This window comes from Microbispora sp. NPDC049633 (assembly GCF_040675265.1).
GTDB lineage: Bacteria > Actinomycetota > Actinomycetes > Streptosporangiales > Streptosporangiaceae > Microbispora > Microbispora maris.
Window position 1 is genome coordinate 43,288 of sequence record NZ_JBFAOO010000007.1, and the last position, 25,372, is coordinate 68,659.

30 protein-coding genes are annotated in these 25,372 nt (G+C 70.6%); 24 read left to right on the forward strand and 6 right to left on the reverse strand.

Annotated elements, in window-relative coordinates; genetic code table 11:
* Window positions 1–21 precede the first annotated feature (21 nt).
* Both AB0J39_RS03605 and AB0J39_RS03610 read left to right on the forward strand, forming a co-directional pair.
* Window positions 22–639, forward strand: coding sequence for a DUF47 family protein (locus tag AB0J39_RS03605; RefSeq protein WP_169987386.1), 618 nt, complete (start codon window positions 22–24; stop codon window positions 637–639).
* Window positions 640–1,638 carry an inorganic phosphate transporter gene (locus AB0J39_RS03610; RefSeq protein ID WP_363461428.1) on the forward strand — a complete coding sequence of 333 codons (999 nt, stop codon included), beginning with the start codon at window positions 640–642 and terminating at the stop codon, window positions 1,636–1,638. It begins immediately after the preceding gene.
* Between the two features lie 55 nt (window positions 1,639–1,693).
* Here AB0J39_RS03610 and mshD read toward each other — a convergent pair whose 3' ends face one another.
* Entirely contained in the window at window positions 1,694–2,584 is an 891-nt protein-coding gene (mshD, locus tag AB0J39_RS03615; protein WP_363461430.1) for a mycothiol synthase, read from the reverse strand.
* 130 nt (window positions 2,585–2,714) lie between these two features.
* Here mshD and AB0J39_RS03620 point away from each other — a divergent pair, with 130 nt between their 5' ends.
* Complete coding sequence (locus tag AB0J39_RS03620; protein ID WP_363461432.1) at window positions 2,715–4,505, forward strand: bifunctional metallophosphatase/5'-nucleotidase; 1,791 nt, start codon at window positions 2,715–2,717, stop codon at window positions 4,503–4,505.
* 39 nt (window positions 4,506–4,544) lie between these two features.
* Here the strand turns inward: AB0J39_RS03620 and AB0J39_RS03625 are convergent, their stop codons facing one another.
* The gene (locus AB0J39_RS03625; RefSeq protein ID WP_346227418.1) at window positions 4,545–5,258 is read right to left on the reverse strand and encodes a response regulator transcription factor; all 714 of its coding nucleotides are present in this window, start codon (window positions 5,256–5,258) and stop codon (window positions 4,545–4,547) included.
* Window positions 5,259–5,504: 246 nt separating this feature from the next.
* Between AB0J39_RS03625 and AB0J39_RS03630 the strand changes: the two genes are divergently transcribed.
* From AB0J39_RS03630 to AB0J39_RS03685, 12 genes are all read left to right on the forward strand, one after another.
* Window positions 5,505–5,753, forward strand: coding sequence for a MoaD/ThiS family protein (locus AB0J39_RS03630; protein ID WP_363461507.1), 249 nt, complete (start codon window positions 5,505–5,507; stop codon window positions 5,751–5,753).
* Between the two features lie 40 nt (window positions 5,754–5,793).
* Window positions 5,794–6,474 (forward strand): DUF2993 domain-containing protein, encoded by a 681-nt coding sequence (locus tag AB0J39_RS03635; protein WP_363461434.1) that lies wholly within the window; start codon window positions 5,794–5,796, stop codon window positions 6,472–6,474.
* Between the two features lie 61 nt (window positions 6,475–6,535).
* Window positions 6,536–7,048, forward strand: a complete 513-nt coding sequence (locus AB0J39_RS03640) for a sigma-70 family RNA polymerase sigma factor (protein WP_256862628.1) — start codon at window positions 6,536–6,538, stop codon at window positions 7,046–7,048.
* Window positions 7,045–8,007, forward strand: coding sequence for a zf-HC2 domain-containing protein (locus AB0J39_RS03645; RefSeq protein ID WP_363461436.1), 963 nt, complete (start codon window positions 7,045–7,047; stop codon window positions 8,005–8,007). The genes AB0J39_RS03640 and AB0J39_RS03645 overlap by 4 nt, the downstream gene beginning before the upstream one ends.
* Before the next feature lie 138 nt (window positions 8,008–8,145).
* Window positions 8,146–8,511, forward strand: a complete 366-nt coding sequence (locus AB0J39_RS03650; RefSeq protein WP_363461509.1) for a thioredoxin family protein — start codon at window positions 8,146–8,148, stop codon at window positions 8,509–8,511.
* Window positions 8,512–8,537: 26 nt separating this feature from the next.
* Window positions 8,538–8,627, forward strand: a complete 90-nt coding sequence (locus AB0J39_RS03655; protein ID WP_310742276.1) for a putative leader peptide — start codon at window positions 8,538–8,540, stop codon at window positions 8,625–8,627.
* A 57-nt stretch (window positions 8,628–8,684) separates the two neighbouring features.
* Window positions 8,685–9,095, forward strand: coding sequence for a DUF4395 domain-containing protein (locus AB0J39_RS03660; protein WP_363461438.1), 411 nt, complete (start codon window positions 8,685–8,687; stop codon window positions 9,093–9,095).
* Complete coding sequence (locus AB0J39_RS03665; RefSeq protein ID WP_363461440.1) at window positions 9,092–9,931, forward strand: sulfurtransferase; 840 nt, start codon at window positions 9,092–9,094, stop codon at window positions 9,929–9,931. The genes AB0J39_RS03660 and AB0J39_RS03665 overlap by 4 nt, the downstream gene beginning before the upstream one ends.
* Window positions 9,931–10,230, forward strand: a complete 300-nt coding sequence (locus AB0J39_RS03670) for a DUF1416 domain-containing protein (protein WP_030510411.1) — start codon at window positions 9,931–9,933, stop codon at window positions 10,228–10,230. The genes AB0J39_RS03665 and AB0J39_RS03670 overlap by 1 nt, the downstream gene beginning before the upstream one ends.
* 113 nt (window positions 10,231–10,343) lie before the next feature.
* The gene (locus AB0J39_RS03675; protein ID WP_169987366.1) at window positions 10,344–10,571 is read left to right on the forward strand and encodes an AbrB/MazE/SpoVT family DNA-binding domain-containing protein; all 228 of its coding nucleotides are present in this window, start codon (window positions 10,344–10,346) and stop codon (window positions 10,569–10,571) included.
* Entirely contained in the window at window positions 10,561–10,995 is a 435-nt protein-coding gene (locus tag AB0J39_RS03680) for a type II toxin-antitoxin system VapC family toxin (RefSeq protein ID WP_363461442.1), read from the forward strand. Before AB0J39_RS03675 ends, AB0J39_RS03680 begins: the two co-directional genes overlap by 11 nt.
* 30 nt (window positions 10,996–11,025) lie before the next feature.
* Complete coding sequence (locus AB0J39_RS03685) at window positions 11,026–12,348, forward strand: hypothetical protein (protein WP_363461444.1); 1,323 nt, start codon at window positions 11,026–11,028, stop codon at window positions 12,346–12,348.
* On the opposite strand, the gene AB0J39_RS03690 is transcribed toward AB0J39_RS03685, so the two are convergent.
* Genes AB0J39_RS03690 through AB0J39_RS03700 form a run of 3 tightly spaced genes read right to left on the reverse strand, consistent with a single transcriptional unit; the run spans window position 12,302 to window position 14,585 of the window.
* Window positions 12,302–13,252 (reverse strand): hypothetical protein, encoded by a 951-nt coding sequence (locus AB0J39_RS03690; protein WP_363461446.1) that lies wholly within the window; start codon window positions 13,250–13,252, stop codon window positions 12,302–12,304. The genes AB0J39_RS03685 and AB0J39_RS03690 overlap by 47 nt on opposite strands.
* Complete coding sequence (locus tag AB0J39_RS03695; protein ID WP_363461448.1) at window positions 13,249–13,926, reverse strand: DUF4352 domain-containing protein; 678 nt, start codon at window positions 13,924–13,926, stop codon at window positions 13,249–13,251. Before AB0J39_RS03695 ends, AB0J39_RS03690 begins: the two co-directional genes overlap by 4 nt.
* The gene (locus AB0J39_RS03700) at window positions 13,926–14,585 is read right to left on the reverse strand and encodes a hypothetical protein (RefSeq protein ID WP_363461450.1); all 660 of its coding nucleotides are present in this window, start codon (window positions 14,583–14,585) and stop codon (window positions 13,926–13,928) included. The genes AB0J39_RS03695 and AB0J39_RS03700 overlap by 1 nt, the downstream gene beginning before the upstream one ends.
* A 145-nt stretch (window positions 14,586–14,730) precedes the next feature.
* Here AB0J39_RS03700 and AB0J39_RS03705 point away from each other — a divergent pair, with 145 nt between their 5' ends.
* The 4 genes from AB0J39_RS03705 (at window position 14,731) to AB0J39_RS03720 (ending at window position 21,875) form a co-directional block, all read left to right on the forward strand.
* A complete protein-coding gene (locus tag AB0J39_RS03705; RefSeq protein WP_363461452.1) occupies window positions 14,731–16,659 on the forward strand; it encodes a hypothetical protein in 1,929 nt (642 codons plus the stop codon).
* 126 nt (window positions 16,660–16,785) lie between these two features.
* The gene (locus AB0J39_RS03710) at window positions 16,786–19,875 is read left to right on the forward strand and encodes an ATP-binding protein (RefSeq protein WP_363461454.1); all 3,090 of its coding nucleotides are present in this window, start codon (window positions 16,786–16,788) and stop codon (window positions 19,873–19,875) included.
* A gap of 28 nt (window positions 19,876–19,903) precedes the next feature.
* Entirely contained in the window at window positions 19,904–21,178 is a 1,275-nt protein-coding gene (locus AB0J39_RS03715) for a MurT ligase domain-containing protein (RefSeq protein ID WP_363461456.1), read from the forward strand.
* Window positions 21,168–21,875 (forward strand): glutamine amidotransferase, encoded by a 708-nt coding sequence (locus AB0J39_RS03720; RefSeq protein ID WP_363461458.1) that lies wholly within the window; start codon window positions 21,168–21,170, stop codon window positions 21,873–21,875. The genes AB0J39_RS03715 and AB0J39_RS03720 overlap by 11 nt, the downstream gene beginning before the upstream one ends.
* Before the next feature lie 21 nt (window positions 21,876–21,896).
* Here the strand turns inward: AB0J39_RS03720 and AB0J39_RS03725 are convergent, their stop codons facing one another.
* The gene (locus AB0J39_RS03725; protein WP_169987347.1) at window positions 21,897–22,259 is read right to left on the reverse strand and encodes a DsrE family protein; all 363 of its coding nucleotides are present in this window, start codon (window positions 22,257–22,259) and stop codon (window positions 21,897–21,899) included.
* Window positions 22,260–22,378: 119 nt separating this feature from the next.
* On the opposite strand from AB0J39_RS03725, the gene AB0J39_RS03730 reads away from it, so the two are divergent.
* The 5 genes from AB0J39_RS03730 to AB0J39_RS03750 all read left to right on the forward strand — a co-directional run bounded on the left by AB0J39_RS03730 (window position 22,379) and on the right by AB0J39_RS03750 (window position 25,369).
* Window positions 22,379–22,870 (forward strand): FABP family protein, encoded by a 492-nt coding sequence (locus AB0J39_RS03730; RefSeq protein WP_346227433.1) that lies wholly within the window; start codon window positions 22,379–22,381, stop codon window positions 22,868–22,870.
* A gap of 405 nt (window positions 22,871–23,275) precedes the next feature.
* A complete protein-coding gene (locus AB0J39_RS03735; RefSeq protein WP_363461461.1) occupies window positions 23,276–23,689 on the forward strand; it encodes a Fur family transcriptional regulator in 414 nt (137 codons plus the stop codon).
* An 80-nt stretch (window positions 23,690–23,769) separates the two neighbouring features.
* Window positions 23,770–24,606, forward strand: coding sequence for an STAS domain-containing protein (locus AB0J39_RS03740; protein ID WP_363461463.1), 837 nt, complete (start codon window positions 23,770–23,772; stop codon window positions 24,604–24,606).
* On the forward strand, window positions 24,606–24,971 hold the full coding sequence (locus AB0J39_RS03745) for an STAS domain-containing protein (RefSeq protein ID WP_169987339.1): 366 nt from the start codon (window positions 24,606–24,608) through the stop codon (window positions 24,969–24,971). The genes AB0J39_RS03740 and AB0J39_RS03745 overlap by 1 nt, the downstream gene beginning before the upstream one ends.
* Complete coding sequence (locus tag AB0J39_RS03750; protein WP_363461466.1) at window positions 24,968–25,369, forward strand: anti-sigma regulatory factor; 402 nt, start codon at window positions 24,968–24,970, stop codon at window positions 25,367–25,369. The genes AB0J39_RS03745 and AB0J39_RS03750 overlap by 4 nt, the downstream gene beginning before the upstream one ends.
* Window positions 25,370–25,372 lie beyond the last annotated feature (3 nt).

Sequence of the window (25,372 nt, forward strand, 5' to 3'; positions counted from 1 at the left end):
CCGCACATCTGGAGAAACGACGTGCGCCTGCGTCTCACGCCCCGTGAGGACAGCTACTACGACTTGTTCGCCGACTCGGCGAACAACCTCGTCACCGCATCGCGTCTGCTGGTCGAGATCATCAGCGACGGTTCGGACCGGGAGGCTCTGGCCGAGAAGATGCGCGCCTGCGAACACGCGGGCGACGAGCGCACTCACGCGATCATGAACCGGTTGAACGAGAGCTTCATCACGCCCTTCGACCGTGAGGACATCTACCGCCTCGCGTCGAATCTCGACGACGTGATGGACTACATGGAGGCCGCGGCCGACCTGATCGTCCTGTATCAGATCGACCACCTGCCCAAAGAGGTCGTACGCCAGGTGGAGGTCCTCGAACGGGCCGCTGAGCTCACGGCGGACGCGATGCCGCGCCTGCGCGGGATGCAGCACCTCAACGAGTACTGGATCGAGATCAACCGGCTCGAGAACCAGGCCGACCAGGTCTACCGCAGGCTGCTGGCGAAGCTGTTCAGCGGCGAGTACGACGCGCTGACCGTGATGAAGATGCGCGAGGTCATCGAGCAGCTCGAGCTCGCGGCCGACGCCTTCGAGCACGTCGCGAACACGATCGAGTCGATCGCGGTCAAGGAAAGCTAAGTGGAGCTCGCGCTTGTCATCGGCGTGGTCGTCATCGCGCTGGTGTTCGACTACACCAACGGTTTCCACGACGCCGCCAACGCCATCGCCACCTCCGTCTCGACCCGCGCCCTCACACCCCGGCTGGCGCTGCTCATGGCCGCGGTCATGAACTTCATCGGCGCGCATCTGGGCACGTCGGTCGCCTCGACCGTGGGCAAGGGGATCATCGCTCCACCGGACGGCAGGCACGGCCTGATCATCGTCGGCGCCGCACTGATCGGGGCCATCGTCTGGAACCTCATCACCTGGTACTTCGGCCTGCCCTCGTCCTCCAGTCACGCTCTCATCGGCGGCCTGATCGGCTCGGCCCTGGCCGCGACCGAGGCCGTGAAATGGGGCGGGGTGGTCGAGAAGGTCGTCATCCCGATGGTGCTGTCCCCGGTCGTGGGCTTCTTCCTGGGCGCGCTCATCATGATCGCGATCTTGTGGATCTTTCGCAAGGCCAATCCCCACAAGGCGGGCAAGGGGTTCCGGTACGCCCAGACGGTGTCCGCGGCCGGGATGGCCCTCGGCCACGGCCTGCAGGACGCGCAGAAGACGATGGGTGTGATCTTCCTCGCGCTGGTCGTCGGAGGGTATGTCCCCCAGAACTCGGACATCCCCGAGTGGGTCATCACGGCGTCGGCGCTGGCGATCTCCCTCGGCACCTACGCCGGCGGCTGGCGCATCATGCGCACACTGGGCCGCAGAATCATCCATCTCGACCCGCCGCAGGGCTTCGCGGCCGAGGCGGCGGCGGCCGGCGTCCTCTACACGGCGGCGATCGGGTTCGGCGCGCCGATCTCGACCACGCACACGATCACCAGCGCCATCATGGGCGTCGGCGCCACCAAGCGGCTGTCGGCCGTGCGGTGGGGCATCGCCGGCAACATCGTGACCGCGTGGGTCCTGACGATCCCGGCGGCGGCCGTCGTCGCCGCGATCGGTTACTTCATCCTCAATCTCATCCTGGGATAGAGGACACTTCTCCACAGACGGGCCGGCCCTCGGAAGGGGACCGGCCCGTCGGCGTTCACCGCCGATACATCACGTCGGTCTTCCACCGGGTGAAGCCGAGCGACTCGTAAAGCCGGACCGCCGCGGCGTTCTCCTCGTCCACGTAGAGGATGACGTGACCGAGGCCGAGCGCGCGCAGGTGGGCGAGCCCGGCGAGGGTCAGCGCCCGGCCGAGGCCCGTGCCGCGCTCGCCGGGCGCGACCCCCACCACGTAGACCTCACCGATCGGCTCGTCGCCGTCGTGCACCTTGGTCCAGTGGAAGCCCGCCAGCGCGTCTCCCCGTACGGCGAGGAAGAAGCCGGCGGGGTCGAACCACGCCTCCCGCTCCCGCAGTTCGAGGTCGTCGAGCGTCCACGAGCCCTGCTCGGGGTGGGTGGCGAAGGCCAGGGCGTTGAGCGCGAGCCACGCCTTCTCGTCGCGCCCGGGCTCGAACGCGCGCAGCCGTACGCCCTCAGGAAGGACGGCGGCGGGCAGGGGCTCCGACAGCGGGCGGCGCATCTGCCACAGCGACCGCACCCGGGCCAGGCCCGCGCTCGCGGCGAGACGGGCGGCGCCGGGCAGGTCGCCGTGCGCCCACAGGCGCAGCCGGCCCCCGCTCGCCTCCAGCGCGGCGCCGAGCAGTCGCCGGCCCAGGCCGCGCCGGCGGAAGGCGGGATGCACCACGAGTTCGCCGCCGGGCCCCTCCTCGGGGTCCGCCGGATCGAGGTGGGCGAAGCCCGCGACGTTCCCGTCCGCGTACAGCAGCACGGCTCTCGCGCCCGGCTCGGAGCCGTGGCGCACCTGGAGCATCACGTGCTCGTTGAGCGGACCGACACCATCGGCCTCGGCGGCCGCCTCCACCAGGGCGAGCACCGCCGCCACCTGCTCGTCATCGAGCCGTTCCGTGATCTCCACGCGTACGTCCATGTCTGGCACGATAGGTGAAGGTCAGGCGATTCCCGTACCGGGCTTCGGCAATAGACGCCATGCGTTCCCTCCCTGAATCGTTATCTCTGCGCAATTTCCCGCTCAGGTCCCCGCTCTACTGTCGGAGGTCATGACCCGAGCATCCCTGACGCGACTGGCCGTCGCCGGCGCCGCCGTGGTGGGCGTCGCGGCCCTCACGATGGGCACGGCCGCCGCATCTCCCTCTCCCCAGGCCGGCAAGCACGACAAGAAGCCCGGCCCCTCCGTCCCCGTCCGGTTGCTGACCATCAACGACCTCCACGGCAACCTCGAGCCCCCGACCGGGTCCAGCTCCCGGATCCTCGACCCGAACGGGCCGCTCACCGACGACGCCAAGGGCACGCAGACCGGTCTTCCCAACGGGAAGTACTCGATCGCGGGCGGCGCCTCCTATCTGGCCGCGCACCTCAAGCAGCTGCGCGACCCCAACACCCTCCTGGTCGGCGCGGGCGACCTCATCGGCGCATCGCCGCTGCTGTCCGCCGCCTACCACGACGAGCCGACCGTCGCCCTGCTCGACACGCTCGGCCTGACCGCCTCCTCGGCCGGCAACCACGAGTTCGACGAGGGCATCGACGAGCTCAACCGCATCATGAACGGCGGCTGCCACCCCGTCGACGGTTGCTCTCCCGCCGGTGAGTGGAAGGGCACGAGCTTCGACTACCTCGGGGCGAACGTGATCAAGGAGGGCAAGGGCGACTACGCCCTGCCGCCCTTCTACGTCAAGAAGATCAACGGCGTGAAGATCGCGTTCATCGGCCTGGTGACCCAGACCACCCCGAACATCGTCACCGCCGCCGGCATCAAGGGCCTGCAGTTCACCGAGGAGGTCGCGGCGGCCAACAAGGTGTCGAAGGAGCTCGCCAAGCACGGCGTCAAGGCACAGGTCGTGCTGGTCCACGAGGGCGACAACATCACCCCGAACCAGGACCCCAGCTCGTGCCCGGTCGTCCCCGGCAACGGCTCGCGGATCGCCAAGGGCCTCGACCCGCAGATCGACCTGGTCATCAGCGGCCACAGCCACCAGGCGTACGTCTGCAAGGTGAAGGACCCGGCAGGCCAGGACCGCGTCTACACCCAGGGCTCGTCGTTCGGCCGCGCGATCACGCAGATCGACTTCCGGGTCGACCGTAAGACGAAGGACATCGTCCGCTCCAGCGTCGTCGCGAAGAACAACGTGGTGACGCGCACCGTCACCCCGGACGCCGGCACCGAGGCGTACATCAAGACCTGGCAGGAGCGGGTCTCCACCGTCGCGAACAAGCCGATCGGCCAGATCACGGCCAACATCGGGCGCGGCAGCAACGTGGGGGAGACCCCGCTCGGCGACCTCATCGCCGACGCGCAGCTGGAGGCGACGAAGGACGGCGGCAACGCGGAGATCGCCCTGATGAACCCGGGCGGCGTGCGGACCGACCTGACCTACGCGCAGAGCGGCTCCGAGGGCGACGGCGTCGTGACGTACGGCGAGGCCTTCCAGGTGCAGCCGTTCAACAACCTCATGCAGGTCGTCACGCTCACCGGGGCCCAGCTGAAGGCGCTGCTGGAGCAGCAGATCTGGACGGTCGACCCGGTGACCGGCGGCATCACGCAGCGGATCCTCCAGCCGTCCGCGTCGCTGACCTACACCTTCGACACGACGAAGCCGGTGGGCTCGCGGGTCTCCGACATCAAGATCAACGGAACCGCGGTGACCGACGCCCAGCAGATCCGGGTGGCCGCCAACAACTTCCTCGTCGGCGGCGGTGACGGCTTCACCGTCTTCACCCAGGGCACCGACCTGTGGAGCGGGCCGCTGGACATCGACGCGTTCGTCGCCTACATGGGCGCGCACTCGCCGATCGCCCCGCCGGCGACCGGCCGTATCAACCTCGTCAGGTAACCGGCGAAACGCGGTGGCCCGCCCCGTCGGGGCGGGCCATCAGCGTCGAGCGGGTTCGGCCTCGTTCTGCTGCTCGCCGCCGCGGTCGGGGACGAAGCGGTAGCCGACGTTGCGGACCGTTCCGATGAGCGCCTCGTACTCGGCGCCCAGCTTGGCCCGCAGGCGCCGTACGTGCACGTCCACGGTCCGGGTGCCGCCGAAGTAGTCGTAGCCCCAGACCTCCTGCAGCAGCTGGGCCCGGGTGAAGACCCGGCCCGGGTGCTGCGCGAGGTACTTCAGCAGCTCGAACTCCTTGAACGTGAGGTCCAGCGCGCGCCCGCGCAGCCGGGCCGTGTAGGTCGCCTCGTCGATCGTCAGGTCGCCGCTGCGGATCTCGTCGGGGACCTCCTCGGCGGCGGCCAGCGCCAGCCGTCCCACCGCCATGCGCAGCCGGGCCTCGACCTCCGCCGGTCCCGCGGTGTCGAGGAGCACGTCGTCGACACCCCATTCCGCCGACATCGCCGCCAGACCGCCCTCGGTCACGATCGCCATCAGCGGGGAGGTGACGCCGGTCGTCCGCAGCAGCCGGCACAGGCTCTTGGCCTGCACGAGCTCGCGGCGCGCGTCCACCAGGATGGCGTCGGCCGGGGGCGTGTCGATCAGCGCGGAGGCCTCGGCGGGCGCGACCCGCACCGAGTGAAGCAGCAGTCCGAGGGCCGGGAGCACCTCCGCCGACGGCTCCAGAGCGTTGGTCAGCAGGAGCAGATTGCTCACATGAGCCTCCTCGCACCATGTCGGCTCGGCGCCGTTTGCAGCACTGGAAACCGCGACAGCCGTACAAACACGTAAGGACCCGGGGGCCACATCGCCCGAGTCCATAATTCGTAGGGTAGCCCACACGAAGTTTGCGTCCAATGAGCGTCACCCGTGTGAACAACACGTCACGTGCTTTACGGCCGTAACGTGACGGTGACGGAGAGCTACCGGCGGGTGGCCGGGAATCGAGGGGAGCGGCGCGTCATGGCCAGGGGAACGATCCGCTACTGGGCGGCGGCGAAGGATGCCGTGGGCGTGCCTGAGGAGGCGTTCGACGCCGAGACACTGGGGGACCTGCTCGCGCAGGTCTCACGCGACCCGGCCGTCGAGCGCGTGCTGCGCCGGTGCTCCTTCCTCGTCGACGGCGCTCCGGCGGGTACGCGCGATCCGGCGGCGATCGACCTGCCCGAGGGTGCCGTGGTCGAGGTTTTACCCCCCTTCGCCGGGGGATGAGGCACTACTCTGATCACAAAGGCGCCTTCGGAGGAGTCGGATGCGCAAGTTGGTCGTGGCCGTGACCCTGCTGGCCATCCTGCTCGTCGTGCTCGACCGGGTCGCCGTGGTCGGGGTGCAGCGTGAGATCGCCCGGCAGGTCGAAGCGAAGTACGACCTGGCACAGACGCCGTCGGTGCAGGTGAAGGGCATACCGTTCCTCACCCAGGCCCTCTCGGGCCGGTACGAGGAGATCGCCATCGGCATCGGCGAGGTGGAGCGGGAGGGCATCCGGCTCGAGCGCATCGACGCCACCTTGTACGGCGTCACCGCCCCGCTCTCCGATCTGATCCAGAACGCCGCCACCACCGAGATCCGGGCCGAGCGCGTGACGGGGACCGTGGTGATCTCCCGGGAGACCCTGTCGGCCCGCGCCCCCCGCGGCATCAAGGTCGAGGGCACCGGCGACGACGCGCTCCGCGTCTCGGGCAACGTGAGCGTGCTCGGCAACCAAGTGCCGGTCACCGCCGACCTGAAGATCCAGGTCGTGCAGGGCGCGATACGGCTCACGCCCACCAACGTGAAGATCGCCGGCGGTATCCCCGTGCCGAACCCCGAGCGGCTCATCTCGTTCACGGTGCCGGTGAAGGACCTGCCGCTCAACCTCAGGATCACCCGGGTGAAGTCCACGAGCGAAGGGCTCGCGGTGCAGGGCACCGCGTCCGATGTCCCCCTCCGCTGAGGGCCCGCGTGACGATCGTCACACCGCTGAACCGCCGGGTCCCGGCGTACGTGATGAGGATGTGAGTCCAGCCGGAACCGCCGACGAGGAGCTCATACGCGCACTTTGGGAGGATCACGGAGGGCCGCTGTACGGCTACGTGCTGCGGTTGACCGGTGATCCGGGCAGGGCGGAGGACGTGGTGCAGGAGACGTTGCTTCGGGCCTGGCGGCATCCCTCCGGGCTCCAGGGACGCCCGGTTCGCGCGTGGCTGTTCACCGTCGCCCGCAACCTCGTCGTCGACCAGCACCGGGCCCGCAAGTCCAGGCCGCAGGAGACGGGGGACGAGGCGCTCGCCGTGCTGCCCGCCGACGACGAGCTCGAACGGGCCGTCGAGTCGTGGGGGGTGGCCGAGGCACTGGCCTCGCTCAGGGCGGAGCACCGCGAGGTGCTCCTGGAGACGTACTACCGGGGGAGATCGGTGAAGGAGGCGTCGGAGATCCTCGGCATCCCGCCGGGCACGGTGAAGTCGCGGACCTACTACGCCCTCCGGGCGCTGAAACTCGCCCTGGAGGAACGGGGGCTGGCGCCATGACCTGCGAGGAGGTGCGGATCTCACTCGGCGTGTACGTGCTGGGGGCGCTCGACGCCGAGGAGACCGCCGAGGTCGAGGCCCACCTGGAGACCTGCGCGGCGTGCCGGGCGGAGCTGGCCGAGCTGTCCGGCCTGCCGCCGCTGCTGGCCCGTGTGTCGGCCGAGGACATCGAGCGCGCCGCCGCGCCGCCGCGCGCCGTGCTCGACGGCGTCGTCGCGGGTGTCGTCGCGGGTGTCGTCTCGGGTGTCTCGAAGAGTGTTCCGGAGAGCGTTCCCGAGGTCGCGGCGGCGTCGTTCCCGCCCGCCGGCCGCAAGCGCCCGTCCCGCGTGCTGCTGGCGCTCGCCGCGTCCGTCGTCGTCGCGGCGGTGGGCGGCACGGCGTGGCTGTCGGCGGCGCAGGACGTCTCGGACGACGCCGCGTCGGTCGCCGCGGCGCCGGCCACGCAGAGCGCCGTGGACGGGGCCGCCGACTCGGCGGCCGCCGGCCAGGCGCCCGCGGCGCAGCAGGACGTGCCGGAGCAGCGGCTTTTCGACCTGCGGGAGCCGGCCGCGTCGTCGCCGGGACCCGAGCGGTCGCCGGGCGCCGTGGCGAAGAAGGTGGAGGACCCGCCCGCGGAGGCCACCGTCACGGCGCCGCCCGCGGAGGCCACCGTCACGGCGCCGCCCGAGGCGCGCGGGCGCAGCGGCGACGCGCGCATCGCCGTACGGCTCGTCCCGCAGGACGGCGGGACGCAGGTCGTCGCCAGGGTCGCGGGAGTTCCCGCGGGCACGGTCTGCACCTTGCGCGCGGTCGCGAAGGACGGCACGGTCTCGGCCCTCGGCAGCTGGACCGTGGGAGCGGGGGAATACCGCGGGCAGAAGATGGTCCTCGAAGGCTCGACGGCGTTGCGGCCGGGCCAGATCGACCGGATCGAGCTCGCCGACTCGGGCGGCCGCGTCCTGGTGACCGCCACGCTGTGACCTTCCCGTGATCTGGTACGGGAATCAGCCTTACCGGGCGTACGGTTGCACACCGTGATGGCAGGTGTCTCGACCCTCGTGGCCACGCTCGTCCTGGGCGTGGTCGTCGGACTGGTCCTGAGACGGCGTGACGGGAGGATGCGGGCCGTGGAACACGCCCCGGTGACGAGCGCGGATCTCGGCGCCGACCTCGGCGAGCGCGCCACGCTGGTGCAGTTCTCGACCGCGTTCTGCCAGCCGTGCCGGGCCACCCGCCGGATCCTGGGCGAGGTGGCCGCCCTGGTGCCCGGCGTCCGGCACGTGGAGATCGACGCGGAGTCGCGCCTCGACCTGGTCAGGCGCTTCGAGGTGCTGCGCACCCCCACCGTGCTCGTCCTGGACGAATCGGGCAACGTCGTGAAGAGGGCGGCGGGCCAGCCGCGCAAGGCCGACGTGATCGCGGCCCTCGGCGCGGCCGTGGACGGCGCGTCTCATGGGCCGTCTCATCCATCGGACAAGGTGTGACAGATGCCGAGACGGAAGGTACTGTCATGACCATGACTCCCACGACAGAGCTGCTCACGAAGCGGCGCGCGGTGGACTTCTGCCGCGTCGCGACCTCGCTCTGTCGCATGGCCTGAGGGTGATTCCTGCGGCTTCGTGCCGCGTTCCAAGAATCCTTCAGGAGCATCCCCACGATGCAGATCGACCCTCGTGGCCCGCGTTTCGGCGCGGCCGTGACCAGCCTGGTCCTCGCGGCCGTACTGGTCACGCAGAATCCCTGGCTCCTCGCCGCGCAGGCGCTCGTCTTCGCGCTCGGCGCCGCTGACGCGTCGCCGTACGGGCTGGTCTTCCGCCGGTTCGTACGTCCGAGGCTGGGGCCGCCGGCCGAGACGGAGGACGCGGCGCCGCCGCGGTTCGCGCAGGCCGTCGGACTGGGGTTCGCGATGGTGGGACTGATCGGATTCGCGGTGGGGATCACCGCACTGGCCTTGGGTGCGACAGCAGCGGCACTGCTGGCCGCCTTCCTCAACGCAGCGTTCGGCTTCTGCCTGGGCTGCGAAACGTACCTGCTCATTCGCCGTCTACAACCTGGGAGAATCCAATGAGCCGCTCCGCCGTTCTGGTGGACGCCGACTGGGTCGAGGCCAACCTCGACACGCCGGGTGTCGTGCTCGTCGAGGTCGACGAGGACACCAGCGCCTACGACAAGGGTCACATCCGCGGTGCCGTGAAGATCGACTGGAGGACGGACCTGCAGGACCCGGTCCGCCGCGACTTCGTCGACAAGGCCGGTTTCGAGGCCCTGCTGTCCGCCAAGGGCATCGCCAACGACGACACCGTCGTCCTGTACGGCGGCAACAACAACTGGTTCGCCTCCTACGCCTACTGGTACTTCAAGGTCTACGGCCACGCGAACGTCAAGCTGCTCGACGGCGGGCGGAAGAAGTGGGAGCTGGAGTCCCGCGAGCTGGTCGAGGACGTCGTGGAGCGCCCGGCCACCCAGTACGTGGCCCAGGAGCCGAACAACGACATCCGCGCCTTCCGCGACGACGTCGTCGCCGCGATCGGCAAGCAGAACCTGGTCGACGTGCGCTCGCCCGACGAGTTCACCGGCAAGCTGCTCGCCCCGGCCCACCTGCCGCAGGAGCAGGCGCAGCGCGGTGGCCACGTGCCCACCGCCCGCAACATCCCGTGGTCGAAGGCGGCCAACGACGACGGCACCTTCCGCTCCGACGACGAGCTCCGCGAGCTCTACTCCGGCGCCGGCGTGGACCTCGCCAAGGACACCATCGCCTACTGCCGCATCGGCGAGCGCTCCGCGCACACCTGGTTCGTGCTGCACGAGCTGCTCGACCAGCCCAACGTCAAGAACTACGACGGTTCGTGGACCGAGTACGGCTCGCTCGTGGGCGTGCCGATCGAGTTGGGGGAGGCCCGCTGATGACCACCCAGGGTTGCGCTGCTCCTGAGCAGACCGTCGCGCTGCCGGCCGGCATCGACCTGTCCAACCAGGCCGTGATCCAGGGCGTCGTGTCCGGCGCCGGCACGGCGTACGCTCGCCTGCTGGACCACAGCGGCGAGTTCACCGGCGAGGTCGTCGTCTCCGACGAGGGCATCTTCCGCTTCTTCGCGGCTCCCGGTCAGTGGACCGTCCGCATCATCGCCGGCGGCGGCGTCACCAAGGACGTCCCCGTCGAGGCCAAGCTCGGCGAGGTCGCCCAGCTCTCGGTCGCCGTCTGATCCACCGCTTCACAGAAGGCCGGTGCGTTCCCGCGAACGCACCGGCCTTCTGCGTTTTCCTGTGGAGAGTTAGTATTACGTGCTACATGTAATACGTGACGGGGACGAGCGCGATGCGACTGAACAGCAAGGGACAGGTAACCATTCCCGCCGAGATCCGCGAGAAGTACGGCCTGCACCCCGGCGACGAGGTCGACGTGATCGAAGTGGGCAACACCTTGCGGATCGTGCGCCGGGAGAGCAGCAGCACGCGGGGGCAGCGGGCCGCGCAGCGACTCCGGGGCAGTGCCACGACGTCCATGACCACCGACGAGATCATGGGACTGCTGCGTGACGAGTAACACCCTGCGTGTCGTCCGCGAGCAGGTCACTCTCGTGGATTCCTGCGTTCTGCTGGACGTCGCCACCGATGATCCCAAATGGGGTGCCTGGTCCGCCGAGGCCCTGTCGCGGGTGCTGGACGAAGGACGGCTGATCGTCAATCCGGTCGTGTACTCCGAGGTGTCGGTCGGCTACGAGAGCATCGAGAGTCTTGACGAGGCGTTGCCGCCCGAGGACTACGAACGTGAGGACGTTCCCTTCGAGGCGGCTTTCCTGGCGGGCAAGGCCTTTCTCGCCTATCGCAGGCGCGGAGGCGGGAAAAGGTCGCCGCTGCCCGACTTCTTCATCGGCGCGCACGCTGCCGTGCGGAAATACCGGCTGCTCACCCGAGATACCGCCCGGTATCGGACCTACTTCCCCACAGTCGAGCTCATCGCACCGTAGGGAGGGGTGGGAGCCGATAGCATGCGGCAGGTGTCCGGAACGTCCGCACTTGCCGCCCCTCGCCAGGATGCCGCGCCGCGCCGGGCCTCCTGGGCGCTGTCGCCGTACGCGCTGCCGCTGAACGCCCTGCGGATCCTCGCGAAGTGCGCCCTCCCGCTGATCCTCTGGTTCTCGGCCGGACGGCTCGTGCGGTGGGCGCTGCTCCTGCTGGCCGCCACCATCTCGCACGGCTCGTGGTACCAGGCCCGCCTCGTGGTGGTGATGTTCCTCTTCACGCTGGTCGTGATGACGTCGCTCGCGACGACCGTCGGCATGCTGTACGTCATCCGCGAGGCGCTGCTGGAGACGCAGGCCCGGCGCGCGGGCGGCGAGGCCAAGGAGAGCCTGCTCAACGCCCTCAACCGCACCGCGCTCGTCTTCGCCGGCATCTACACGACCTGGGGGTTCGTCGCCGAGGACGCTCGCGAGTTCTCGGGCATCGACATGATGCGGCAGCCGGACCGGTACGTGGTCGACGCGTTCAGCGGCGACGACAGCGGGGTCGCGCGCGGGCTGGTCAACCTCGACCCGAAGGTCTCCCTGGCGGCGATGGCGGTCGCCTACGTGCTGAAGTGGTACTTCGGCCGCCGCCACGAGGCGAAGGAGGGCCGCTTCTCCGGCATGCTGGCCACGTTCGGGGAGCTCGCGTTCGCGTTCTACGGGATCAACGCGGTCGCCGCCGCCGTGGGGGCGCGCTCCGACTGGATCGGGCAGCGGTCGGCTGTAGCCGCCTGGCACGACTTCGCGGCCAAGGCCGAGGAGAGCATCCCGGGGTGGAAGCCGGTCTCGGAGTGGCTGGCCGGCGTCTGGCCGTACGTCATCGACGCCCTCGCCATTCCGCTCGCGTGGCTGACCGTCGGCATCCTCGTCTACGGCGCCTACGCGGAGGACACCCGGACCACGATCAGGGGAACCCGCCTGGAGCAGGCGGCGGTCCACCTGGAGCGCACCCACAACTGGACGCGTCTCGCCCTCGTCAAGCTGAGCGCCGGCTGGACCGGCCGCTGGATCCCGCTGCTCAACTCCCTGCGCCTGACGGTGCGTGGGGGCGCCCCGCTGTTCGGGCTGTTCGCCCTCTGTTACGTCGGCCTGCACATCGGCGGCGACTTTCTCCTCAGGGCGGGTCGCTATCTCACGGCGAGCGAGGAGCCGTACCTGTGGTTCGCGACCGGTGTGCCGGTCGTCTACGTGGCGGACCTGATCGTGACCCTGGTGACGATGTGCCTGATCGCCGCCACGTTCGACCTCGCCGCGACCCGCAGCAGGCTCACCGGCGGAACCGGAGAACCCGATCGTCTCTCTCCGTCGACGTGAACGCCGCCTTCACGAAATCTTCGGCCGACTGCTCGGGCACGTCCCGGTAGCTGCTCGGCCGCAGGGCGACCTCGACCTCGTCGGCCACGGAGGGCGGGACCACCCCCATGAACTCCAGGCGGTACGGCGTGCCGACCTTGTTGTCCTTGACGTCGGGTGGCGTCTCGTCGTTCACCTTCTCCATCTGCCAGGTGCGCCCGGCCCGGTCGGTGAACTTGACCTCGGCCGGCGCTCCGTGACGAACGGCGCCTTCCGCGTCGAGCGCGGTCCTGGTCGCCACGACCTTCAGCCACTGGCGGTCCGACCGCTCCGGCTTGCCGGTGGGGTCCTTGATCTTGTCGACGGTGACCCGCCACGACACGTGCTGCCATACTCCCGCCTGGCCGGGTTGCACGACATGGACGATGTCAGCGGGGCGGCCGTACTTGTAGGCCTGGTAGCCGAACAGCGTGGGGGCGCCGACCGCGAGCACGATGGACAGCACGGTTCCGCCCACCAGCAGGCCCGTACGCCGCCTCGCCGGCGCCGGGGGCGCCTCCGCAGCGGGCGGCTCCGGGGGCGACTCGGGGGGTGCCTCCGGGGGCGCCTCCGCAGGCGGGGGAGTGGGTGCGAGCGCCGCGGGAGGCGGCTGCCGGTTCGTCCGCAGCGCCGGGAAGGGCTGGGTGGACCTGTCCTCCCCTTCGGGCTCCAGAGGCGGCCACACGCGCAGGTCCGTCGGCGGCTTCAGCGTGCCGGGGATGGGTATCGCGGGTGGCGCCGTCGGCGGGGGCGGGGGAAGCGGCCCGCTGTAGGTGATGTCCGTCATGTCGGAGGGCTGCTCGGCCGGGGGGGCGAACCAGTCACGCGCCCTCCTCCGAGGGGCGCCGTTCCTCGGCGGGGTTCCGTCCATGGGCGTATCGGTCATCGGCTCGCGCTCACGAGTGAGTGGTGGTCCTCCGCCTGTGAGATCAGCCGGTCGGCGGCGCCGCCGGACAGCCCCAGGTCGATCTGCGCCTCGGGCGCGTAGTTGTCGCTGACCAGCGGGCTGACGGGAGGGATGAAGACGAGGTTCGCGCCCGCCACGGCGTCTTTCGGCACCTCGAAGACGAGTAGCCCACTGGACCAGAACCCCGGCTGGATGTACCTGTTGAACAGCGTCAGCGTCTCGTTGACCTTGTCCGTCGGCTGGTAGCGCCGGCCGTCCGCCGTCAGGAGGACGGGGGGCCCGAGTTTGCTCAGCCTGAAGGGCTCGCGCGTGCTCGTGGCCGAGACGTCGACCAGCAGGAACAGGTTGCTCGTGGCCACTTCGGTCACTTTGTTGGAGTAGTCCGTGGTGTCCACGGCCCGGGCGGCCTTCACGGACAGGACTTTCACCGCGAAGCGCTTGGTCTCCACGGTCTCGCCGGCCCGGCCCTTGTAGGTCAGGTACGAGACGCGCTGCTCGAAGGACATCGAGAAGTTCTGCTGGGCGTAGACCGCGGCAGCCGCGAGCGCGATTCCCGCCAGCCCCGCGCCGACGCGCCGCATCAGTCCGCGCCGGGGTGGCTTGCGGGCCGCGGCACGACGGGGGGTGCGGCGCTCCGCCTGAGTGACCGCCATCAGGCGCTCTCCTTCCGTACGGGAAGGGTGATCCGCGTGGCCACCTCGGGCTCGAAGGGACCGTCGTCGTCCTTGTACGCGCCCGCGAGCATCCAGTCATGACCCTGGTTCAGCAGTCCGAGTCCCTCGTACGCGAACGAGCCCACGTCGAGGCTGATCTCGGGAGGCGCGGTAGCGGTGGGCTCGAGTTCGTACTTCACCACGACCGTCGTGGTGATGCCGGGATGCAACTGGTGGCTCTCGACGCCGAGACTGAGCACGGAGACCGTTGGGCCGTACTTGGTCTTGATCTCGGGGCGCGTCCGCAGCAGGGAGCTGGCGAAGCTCGTGCTCTGGGTGAAGCCCTTGCCGGGCTCCGGCATGACGCCGACCGAGGCGGTCTCCTTGCCCATGTTGGTGACCTTGAGGACGAGCTCCAGGTAGCGCTTCGTGGTGCCGAAGTCGCCCTTCTCGGTGGTGTCGATCGCCTTGATGAACTGGGTGTGGAACCGCCCCTGATCGATCACGTCACCGGGCGAGACCGTGGCCGGGGGCTTCTCCGGGGCCTCCGCGAAGCCGCCGAAGGCGGCGGTGACGCCGATGCCCACGACGGCCAGCGCGGAGGCGACCGGGACGAGGACCGGGCGTCGTCGGCGGGCGCCATTGGGGGATGACGTCATGGCAGTCGATCGTAGTACGACCACACTTGCCCCATTGGTCGCATTGGTTCGGTCCCCCGGGCGGAAATGCGTCCGAATGGCGAGAAGCCCGCCCTGACAGGGCTTCCAGCTCCTACGCTGTGACCGAGGCGGACATGGAGGGCCCGTGGGCGACCCGCACCCCGAGCATGCCCAGTTGCAGGCGGACCGGATCTACCTGGGCTGGCAGTATGCGCTGCTGTACCCGGATCCCGGGCCGCCGCCGAAGCGACCGGCCAGGGAGGACGTCACCGAGCCTCCGGTGGACACCGAGTGGGTCCACCGGGAGCGGCTGCAGAAGGACCTGCTCAACCGCCCGGTCAAGATCTTTCGTACGTTCATGGCCGTGGTGGCCGCGGGGATCCTGATCCTCGGCGTGACCGGGCTGCTCACCTGGTCGTTCGTGATGCTCGGCCTGGTCGCCGCGGGCGGCGTGGCCGCCATCTGCGCCTACGCCATCCGGCAGGGAGACCGTACGGTCAACGAGCGGCTCGACGAGCGCCGCCGCAAGGCGCTGCGCGAGCAGGAGCGCCGCCAGCGGGAGATCGTCACGGCGCAGGAGGAGCACGCCGCGAAATACCGCGACTGGGCCGAGAAGAAGAGCCGCTTCGACCAGCAGATCAACTGGTACGCCGTGGCGGTGCCCGACGAGATCGACCGCGTGGACGTGGCCGGGGGCACGCTGACCGGCTGGTCGGCGCTGGTGACGCTGATCGGCGCGACGCGCCTCTACAGCGGCGGGCACCTGACCGTGCTCGACCTTTCGGAGGGCGCGATCGCCAAGGACCTCATCGAGCTGGCGCGCCGGGGCGGGGACGACCCGCTCGTCTGGGTGCTCCCGGTGGACCTGCCCCGGCTCGACCTGGGCTCGACGCTCAAGCCCGAGGCGTTCGCCGACGTGCTCGCCCACGTGGTGAGCGTCAGCGAGGAGACCAGCAGGGACATCGGCTTCGACAACGCGATCCTGGAGCGCGTGCTGGAGGTCCTGGGCGAGAACGCCACGATCAGCCAGGTCACCGCCGCCCTGCGGGCCCTCGCCCAGGTGGGCGACCCGCGCGACGACATGAAGTGCGGCCTGCTCACGGCGTCGCAGCTCGAACGCATCGGCACGTTGTTCGGTCGCGGCGTCGCCGACCGGGTGGTCATCGAGCGGGCCTGGGCGCTGGAATCCCAGCTGCGCAAGCTGGAGACGCTGGGCTCGGAGGCCGTACGGCTGCCGCCCGCGCGGCTGCGGGTGGTCAGCATGGACCGGCAGGCGGGGGTCTTCGGCAACAGGGTGCTCGGGACGTACGTCGCGACCGCGCTGACGCACATCCTGCGTCAGTCGCCGGCCAGCGAGCGGCCCTGGTATCACACGATCATCGTCGCGGGCGCGGACAAGCTGCGCGGCGACGTGCTCGACCGGCTGATGGACGCCTGTGAGACCTCGCGCACCGGGCTCGTGCTGACCTACCGCAGCCTCACCCCGACCGTACGGGAGCGGCTCGGCCGGGGACACGCGGCGGTCGCGTTCATGCGCCTGGGCAACGCCGAGGACGCCCGCGTGGCGAGCGAGCACGTCGGCACCGAGCACCGCCTGGAGCTCGCCCAGCTCACCGAGACGTTCAGCTCCGCGGTCAACGGCCCGAGCGGCTTCTACACCTCCACGGTCGGCGAGAGCCGTACGGAGGGGGAGGAGAAGGGCGAGGGCGACCTGCGGGAGGACATCACCGAGTCGACCGAGTGGGGGCGGCGCGCGCCCACGGTCGCGGACGGGGTGCTGCAGCGGTCACGGGAGTTCCTGGTCGAGCCGCACCAGCTCCAGCAGCTCCCCACGACCTCCGTGATCATCACCTACTCGACGGCCGAAGGACGCCAGGTGCGCCTCGCGGACGCGAACCCGGCGATACTCACCTTTCCCAAGACGACGCTGGGGGAGTTCGAGGAGATCCGGCGGGCGGCCCTGGCGCCCGCGGAGCCCGAGCCGGAGCCGGAGCCGGAGGAGCCCACGCTGCCCGACGTGCCCCCGAACCTGGGCCCCCCGCCACCCCGCCTCGACTGGCGCAAGCGGTCATGACCGCCGCCCAAACGTCACATGCGGCCATGACACCGTCCGTTGCTGGTAAGGGCATCGTCAACACGGCTGTGCACAGGTGATCGTTGATGGAGTCTCTCCCCTGTTCGTCGTCAATCGAGGGGTCTCATGCACGCGTTCCCCCTGAGCGGGCCGTGGTACCGGATCCAGGCCATCACGGCGCCGTCGCGTAGTTCGTCGGCGGAGTGGGACTTCGTCACCGTGCTCCCCGCGGTCCTGTCCGCCGCGCAGCGCAACCGGCCGTTCGTCATCGGCTGGCTGTCGCGGGGGTCGGGTGCGCCGCTGGAGCTCATCACCAACGCGGGGCCGCTCACACCGCCCAAGCCGCCGCGGCGCGCGGCGACGGCGCCCGAACCGCCCGTCACCGGTCCGCAGCCGCTGCTGTTCCCCGGCGGCGCGCGCGGCGTGGAGATCGGCGACGAGTGGCTGGCCGATCTCGCCGACCTCGTCTGGACGCCGTGTCCCGGCCGTCAGGCGCCGCCGCTCTACGGCAGGCGCGAGCCGGAGCCCGACGAGACCAAGCGGCCCACGTTGTTCGAGTCGACGCTGGTCACGCTCATGTCCCGGCCGTTCGCGTGGGTGGTGGTCGCCGAGCCGACCGACCTGCTCGACGCCGAGGTGGCCCATCTGCGCACCCAGCTCAACGTGCTGCGCCAGTACGGCGACGCCTCGGAGCGGTCGCGGTTCGACGCCGAGCGGGCCGAGCGCAGGATGCAGGAGCTGGACGCCTTCCGCGAGGCCGGGCTGTGGAACGTCCGGGTGCTCGCCGGCGCGGCAGGCCCCGACGAGCTGCGCCAGATCGCGCCGGTGCTGGTCGGCTCGGTGGAGATGAGCCACCACCCCTACCGGCTGCGCAGCGCGATGTCGCTGCCCGCCCTGACCGGCGACGGCACCTGTGAGTCGGTCTACGGCTTCGGCGAGGCGCTGACCGTCGACCTCCAGGATTCGGCCGACGGCGCGGCGGCGCCGTTCGCGGCGACGGCCGGGGCGCTCGCCGCGCTCGCCGGGCTGCCGCGCCGCGAGGTGCCGGGCGTCCGGGTGCTCGACGCGGGCTTCTTCGACGTGACCAGCGAGGCCGAGGTCGAGGGCTCGGCGGAGACCGTCGACCTCGGCGCGATCGTCGACGGGCAGGACCGTGCCGTCGGAACGTTCCGCGTGCCGCTCGCCACGCTGAACCGCCACGCCTTCGTCACCGGCGCCACCGGCTCGGGCAAGTCGCAGACCGTACGTCACCTGCTGGAGCAGCTCACCAAGGCGGGCATCCCGTGGCTGGCCATCGAGCCGGCCAAGTCGGAGTACGCCGCGATGGCCGGCCGGGTCGAGCACCTCGCGCCGCTGACCGTCATCAACCCCTCGGCGCCCGACAACGTGCCGATCAGCGTCAATCCGCTCGCGCCCGAGCCCGGCTATCCGGTGCAGGCCCACATCGACATGGTCAGGGCGCTGTTCATGGCGGCCTTCGACGCCGAGGAGCCGTTCCCGCAGATCATGTCGCTGGCGCTGCAGCGCGTCTACGAGGCCAACGGCTGGGACGTGGTCACCGGCGGCGGCATCCCGGGAGCGGCCGTGCAGCCGGCCGTGCCGACCCTGGAGCAGCTCCAGCAGCACGCGCTGGAGGTCATCCAGGAGATCGGGTACGGCAACGAGGTCCAGGCCGACGTCGAGGGCTTCATCAGCCTGCGCCTGCGCAGCCTGCGGGTGGGCAGCGCGGGCCGGTTCTTCGAGGGCGGCCACCCCGCCGACATCGGCGGCCTGCTCCAGCGCAACGTCGTGCTCGCCATCGAGGACGTGGCCAACGACGAGGACAAGGCGTTCCTCATGGGCACGCTGATCATCCGCATCGTCGAGCACCTGCGGATGCGCGCCCGCTCCGAACCGCGGGGCGAGGACGGCGCGGGCGGGCTGCGGCACGTCATCGTCATCGAGGAGGCCCACCGGCTGCTGCGCGACCGGGGCTCCCAGCGGGCCTCCACCCACGCGGTCGAGCTGCTGGCCGGGATGCTCGCCGAGATCAGGGCGTACGGCGAGGGCATCATCGTGGCCGAGCAGATCCCGACCAAGCTCGTCTCCGACGTCGTCAAGAACACGGCGCTGAAGGTGGTGCACCGGCTTCCGGCCGAGGACGACCGGGCGCTCGTCGGCGCGGCGATGAACCTCAGCGAGGACCAGTCGCGCCAGGTGGTGTCGCTCCAGCCGGGCTTCGCCGCGGTGTTCGCCGACGGCATGGACCGCCCGCTGCGCGTCCAGGTGCCGCTGGGCGAGGACCGCGAGCGCGAGACGCTCGGCCCGGTGCCGCCGATCTGCGGGCGCCGTTCGGCCGCCTGCGGGCGCGAGTGCCGTACGGGGAAGGCCTGCACACTGGTCGAGCTGCGCGAGGCCGACCTGCTCGCGGTGGCCCCGGAGTGGGCGTGGCTGCGGATCTGGACCGACACGGTCGTCCTGGCGTTCGTGACGAACCGGTCGCTGCCCGGCGTGCCGCGCGTGCTCGCCGACATCTGGGCGGAGCTGCCGGCCAAGCGGCGCGAGTGCCTGCTGGCCACGCTGGTCGAGCGGTCGGTCTCGCGCCGCGCCTGGTCGCTGCGCACGTGGTTCGACCCCGCGCTGCTCACCGAAAAGGCCGCCGAGGTCGCCGCCGGACTGCTGGCGGCCGGCCAGGCGGACGGCGCGGAGGGCGACCCGCCGATGCGGGCGGGCGACCGGCCGGGCGCCGCCTGGGTCATCCCGCAGGTCCGCTGGCTGCACGAGGTGGACCGGTTGTTCCCGTTCGGCCATCCCGCGCCCAACCTGCGCAGTCCCGCCCCGGCGATGGAGTATCCGCTGTTCGGCACCGACCCCGCCGGCCGGCCGTACCCCCACCAGGGGGTCAACGGGGCCGAGCCGGCCGAGGGCGGGGTCGCGGTCGGCGTGCGCACCGAGCTGCTCGGCCACCGCGCCAAGGCGCTGCGTCACCACCCGCTGTCGATGGAGGTGGACCGCAACCGCGCGCTGGCCTGGCGGGTCATCCTGGGCGACGACGAGCACGAGGGCATCCAGCGGGACGTGACGACGGTCGCCATCGGGGTCGAGCCGCGCGAGCGGGTCAAGTACGTGGCCCAGACGATGAGCGCGGGCTGGCTGGAGACCGTGCTGTCCTGGCCGCGCCGTTTCGTCCTGCCGTTCGACGGCGACACCCCCGCCGAGCTGTCCTTCGGATCGTGATCCTCGGGAGGGCCATTAGTATCGCGGCATGAGTCAGCTACCGTTGCGGGCGCAGCTCGCCAGCGCCCTGGGCCGCACGGCCGCGACGCTGTCCAGGGCCACCGGGCGTGGCGACGGCTCGGTGATCGGCGGAAGGGTCGGCCTCATGCTGGAGCCCGACCTGCTGCGCAAGCTCGCGGCCGACCGCAAGCTCGTCCTGGTCAGCGCCACGAACGGCAAGACCACGACGACGCGTCTGATCACCTCGGCGCTGCAGGAGCTCGGCGACGTGGCGACGAACGCCTTCGGGGCCAACATGCCCGCCGGGCACGTGTCGGCGCTCGCCTCCAACAAGGACGCGCCGTACGGCGTGCTGGAGGTCGACGAGAAGTACCTCCCCGAGGTCCTCGACACCACAGAGGCCGGCATCGTCTGCCTCATGAACCTCAGCCGCGACCAGATGGACCGGGCCGCGGAGATCTGGCTGCTGGCCCAGAAGTGGCGCCGCGCGCTCGCCGGCAGGCCCACCCACGTGATCGCCAACTGCGACGACCCGCTGGTGACCTGGGGCGCCTCCACGGCCGCTCAGGTCACGTGGGTGGCCGCGGGGCAGCGCTGGCGTGAGGACTCCTGGTGCTGCCCCGAGTGCGGCGGGCCGCTCGACCGCGCCGGGTTCGGCAACGGCGGTCAGGGCCTCACCCCGGCCCAGTTCGCCGACTCGCGCTGGGCGTGCCGCGAGTGCACCTTCCGCCGGCCCGAGCCGAGCTGGGTGCTCGACGGGGAGTACGTGACCGACCCGCGCGGCCAGCACTGGCGCCTGGACATTCAGCTCCCCGGCCAGGCCAACCGGGCCAACGCCGCCGTCGCGCTGGCGGTCGCCGAGACGCTCGGCCTCGATCCCGCCCGGGCGCTGCCCAGGCTGCGTGCGGTCACCTCGGTCGCCGGGCGTTACACGACCGTCGAGCGGGACGGCCGGTCGCTGCGGCTGCTGCTGGCCAAGAACCCGGCCGGCTGGCTGGAGGCGTTCGACGTCGCCGACCCGGCGCTGCCGATCATCCTGTCGGTCAACGCCCAGGGGCCGGACGGCCGCGACACCTCCTGGCTGTGGGACGTCGACTACCGCATCCTGCGCGGCAGGCCCGTCCTCGTCACCGGCGAGCGCCGCCTCGACCTCGCGCTGCGGCTGGCCGTGGCCGGGGTCCCCTTCCAGCTCTGCGACTCGTTCGAGCGGGCGGTGGCGACGCTGGCGCCCGGCAAGATCGACGTGATCGCCAACTACACCGCGTTCCAGCAGATCCGAGCGGAGTTCGGCCGTGCAGTCTGAATTGTCCATCGTCTGGATCTATCCCGACCTGCTCAGCACGTACGGGGACCAGGGCAACGTCCTGGTGCTGGAGCAGCGGGCCCAAGCCCGGGGCATCCGGACCAGGACCGTCCACGTGCGCTCGTCCGACCCCGTGCCGCAGCAGGGCGACATCTACCTGATCGGCGGCGGCGAGGACCGGCCGCAGATCCTCGGGGCCGAACGGCTGCGCCGCGACGGCGGCCTGCACGCCGCGATCCAGCGTGGTGCGGCCCTGCTGGCGGTCTGCGCCGGTTACCAGATCATGGGCACGGTGTTCGGCGGCGAGGAGGGCCAGCCGGTGCCCGGCCTCGGGCTGCTGGACATCAGCTCGGGGCGCGGGGAGCGGCGCGCCGTCGGCGAGCTCGCCGCGGAGGTCGACCCCGCGCTGGGGCTGCCCACGCTGACGGGGTTCGAGAACCACATGGGCGTGACGAGGCTCGGCCCCGGCGTGCGCCCGCTGTCGCGGACGATCGTCGGCACCGGCAACGGCGACGGCACGGAGGGCTGCTACGCGGGCCGCGTCATCGGCACCTACCTGCACGGCCCGGCGCTGGCCCGCAACCCCGCGCTGGCCGACCTGCTGCTGAGCTGGGTCACCGGACCGCTGCCGACGATCGACGACAGCTGGTATCAGGCGCTGCGCGACGAACGCCTGCGCGCGGTGCTGCCGAGCTGACCGGCCGGTGACCGCGGCCGGTCAGTAGATCAGCGCCTGCACACCCTCGCCCAGGGCCTCCTCGACGAACGTGGAGGCCCCGGCGATGCGGACGCCGTCGATCACGTCGTCCACGGTGATGCCCCTGCGGGCGGCGCACTGGGTGCACAGCGTGACCCTGCCGGCCGCGAGCACGGCGTCGAGCATGTCCTCCAGCGGGGCGGCCTCGGCCAGGGTGAACTCCTTGGCCCGTCCCGGCAGCGCGAACCACGAGGACTCGCCGGTCAGCCACAGCGAGACCGGGACTCCGCTCGCCAACGCGGCCGCCGCGACCGTGAACGCCTGGTTGCAGCGCTCCGGGGCGTCCGCGCCGGCCGTCACCTTGATCACCAGTGATCGTGCCATAGCCGAAAGCCTAGTCCGCCGGGGTCGGCGCCGCGCTGCCGCCTGCCGTACAAGTTGGGCAATCCGTACATGCCGCGCATGGTGCGAGGGTCCATGCGCACGGCTCTAAGCTCGTCTCCATGGACGTACATCCCGACCTCGAGCCGATCGCCTTCCTCCTGGGCCGCTGGGAGGGGGCCGGGGTGATCGGCTATCCCACCATGGAGAGCGCCAACTTCGGCCAGGAGATCGTCTTCGGGCACAACGGGAAGCCGTTCCTGACCTATCAGAGCCGCACGTGGCTGCTCGACGCGGAGGGCGCCAAGGTCCGGCCCCTGTCCACCGAGACGGGGTTCTGGCGGATCCAGCCCGAGCGCCAGATCGAGGTGTGCCTCGCGCACCCGACCGGCATCGTGGAGATCTACGTGGGAGAGGTCGTCTTCCACAAGATCGAGCTGCGTACGGACGTGGTGGCGCGGACCACGACGGCCAAGGAGTACAACGCGGGACACCGGCTCTACGGCCTGGTGAACGGCAATCTCATGTACGCCTACGACATGTCGGCGATGGGGCACCCGCTGCAGTCGCACGCCTCGGCGGAGCTCAAGCGGGTCGGCGACTTCGAAGAGTAGGACTTCGACGAGCAAGGAAAAGAAAGAACCCCGGGCGCGCTCCGCCTCCTGACGAGGCGGGCCGGCTGGACCATGGCCGGGGACGGAAGTCCGCGGCCGCCGGCTGCCCGGGGTTCCGGTGACTGTCGAGGATTCGCCGGGACGTCGTACGACATCCAGACGGAAGGTCCAGATGGACGAGTCCTAGCGGACAGCCACCTCGCTAGCCCAAGAATGATCAACCATTGTTTGGACCACCTCCCTTCTGCGTGCCTTCACGCTATGCGAGCGGCGCGGGCGCGGGCAAACGATTAATCCGGCGAACTTTCCTCTCCTCCTGCGACAGCCGGGGAGATGCACCGGGCGCGGCAGGGGAGCGCTCCGATGTAGGGCACGTTCCGCCGGGTACGACCTAAACTCTGGGGCATGGCCGAGACTTGGCACGAGGAGCTGCGGGCGCGCGGCTACCGGATCACCCCCCAGCGTCAGCTCGTGCTGGAAGCGGTCACCGAACTCGGGCACGCCACCCCCGAGGACATCTGTTCGCGCGTGCAGCGGACGGCGAGGGGCGTCAACATCTCGACCGTCTACCGGACCCTGGAGCTGCTGGAGGAGCTCGGGCTGGTCACGCACACGCATCTCGGGCACGGCGCCCCCACTTATCACCTCGCCTCCGAGGCCGACCACGTCCACCTCGTCTGCCGGGGCTGCGGAGAGGTGACCGAGGTCCCTCCGGGCATGGTGGACGGCCTCGTCTCCACCCTCGACACCGAGCTCGGTTTCGCTACCGACGTCCGGCATCTCACCGTTTTCGGCAATTGTCGGAAATGCCGACTTTGATAATCACAGCCCGCTTTGGGAGGGTTGCCTACGGGTAGCGTGACGAGTGGCGCACCACGCCGATTCGTCAGGAGATGAGCGTGACCGTTCCCGCGGAGGCCGCCAGGCGGCGCATAGTGGATCTCTTCTTGTCCAGCGAGGAGCGGTTGCTCCAACGGTGGACGCAGTTGTCCGGAGCGTCCCCAGACGAACTCCGTGACCTCTACCAGGCGTTGCGCACGGCGCTCCGTGGCGAGGAAGGCGACTTCGCCGACGTGCGCGGGCTGCTCGCCGAGCTCTCCCGCGCCCGCGTCCGTCAGGGGTACACGCCCTCCGACACCGCGCGGCTGGTGTTCTCGCTCAAGGAGGCGTTGTACGAGGTGGTCGAGGACGACGGAGGCCCGGAGGCGCTGCGCGGCTTCGTGTGGTTCTCCCGGCTCGTCGACGACCTCGGTCTGTACACCTTCGAGACCTACTCCACCGCCCGCGAGAAGATCATGCTGGACCAGGCCGAGCAGCTGCTCGAACTGTCGACGCCGGTGGTGAAGCTGTGGGAGGGCATCGTCGCCGTGCCGCTCGTCGGCACGCTCGACTCGGCCCGCACCCAGGTCGTCATGGAGAAGCTGCTGCAGACTCTGGTCGAAACGGGCTCGGAGCACGCGGTCATCGACATCACCGGCGTGCCGGCCGTCGACACGCAGGTCGCCCAGCACCTGCTCAAGACCGTCGTCGCGGCCCGCCTGATGGGCGCGGAGTGCGTGATCTCCGGCATCCGCCCGCAGATCGCGCACACGATCGTCACGCTGGGCATCGAGTTCGGCGACATCGTCACCAAGGCCTCGCTGGCCGACGCGTTGTCGTACGCGCTGAAGCGGAGCGGCGTGGAGATCATGGGTGCCGCGCGGACGCGGGTCGCGGTCAGGGCGGAGCGCGCCTGATGGAACGTGTGCCGATTCTCAAGCTCGGCGACATCCTGATCGTCTCGATCCAGATCGACCTGGACGACCAGAGCGTGCTGGCCCTGCAGGAGGACCTGGCGGACATGGTGGTCTCCTCGGGGGCGCGAGGGGTCATCATCGACATCACGGCCGTGGAGATCGTCGACTCGTTCATCGGCCGGATGCTGTCCACGATCGCCGCGATGACCCGCATGCTCGACGCCGAGACCGTGGTGGTCGGCATGCGTCCCGCGGTCGCGATCACACTCGTCGAGCTCGGCCTGTCGCTGGGCGGCGTGCGCACGGCGCTCAACCTGGAAAAGGGCGTGGCCATGCTGGAACACGTCAGGGGCGCCGCCGGGTGAGCGGGCCCCGGGAGCTGCCCATCACCACCAACGGCGACGTCGTGCTCGTACGTCAGCAGGTCAGAAGCCTCGCGGCCGAGATAGGGCTCTCCCTGGTCGACCAGACGAAGGTCGTGACCGCCGCCAGCGAGCTGGCCAGGAACGCCCTCGTGCACGCCGGAGGCGGCCGAGTGCTCATCGAGGTCCTGCAAGGCGGGCGGCGGTCCGGGCTACGGCTCGTCTTCAGCGACGAGGGACCGGGCATCCCGGACGTCGACCAGGCGCTGACCGAGGGCTGGAGCACCGCCGGGGGTCTGGGGCTCGGGCTGAGCGGATCGCGGCGGCTCGTCGACGAGTTCGACCTCGTCTCCGCTCCCGGCCAGGGCACCCGCGTGACGGTGACCAAGTGGGCCCGGTGACGC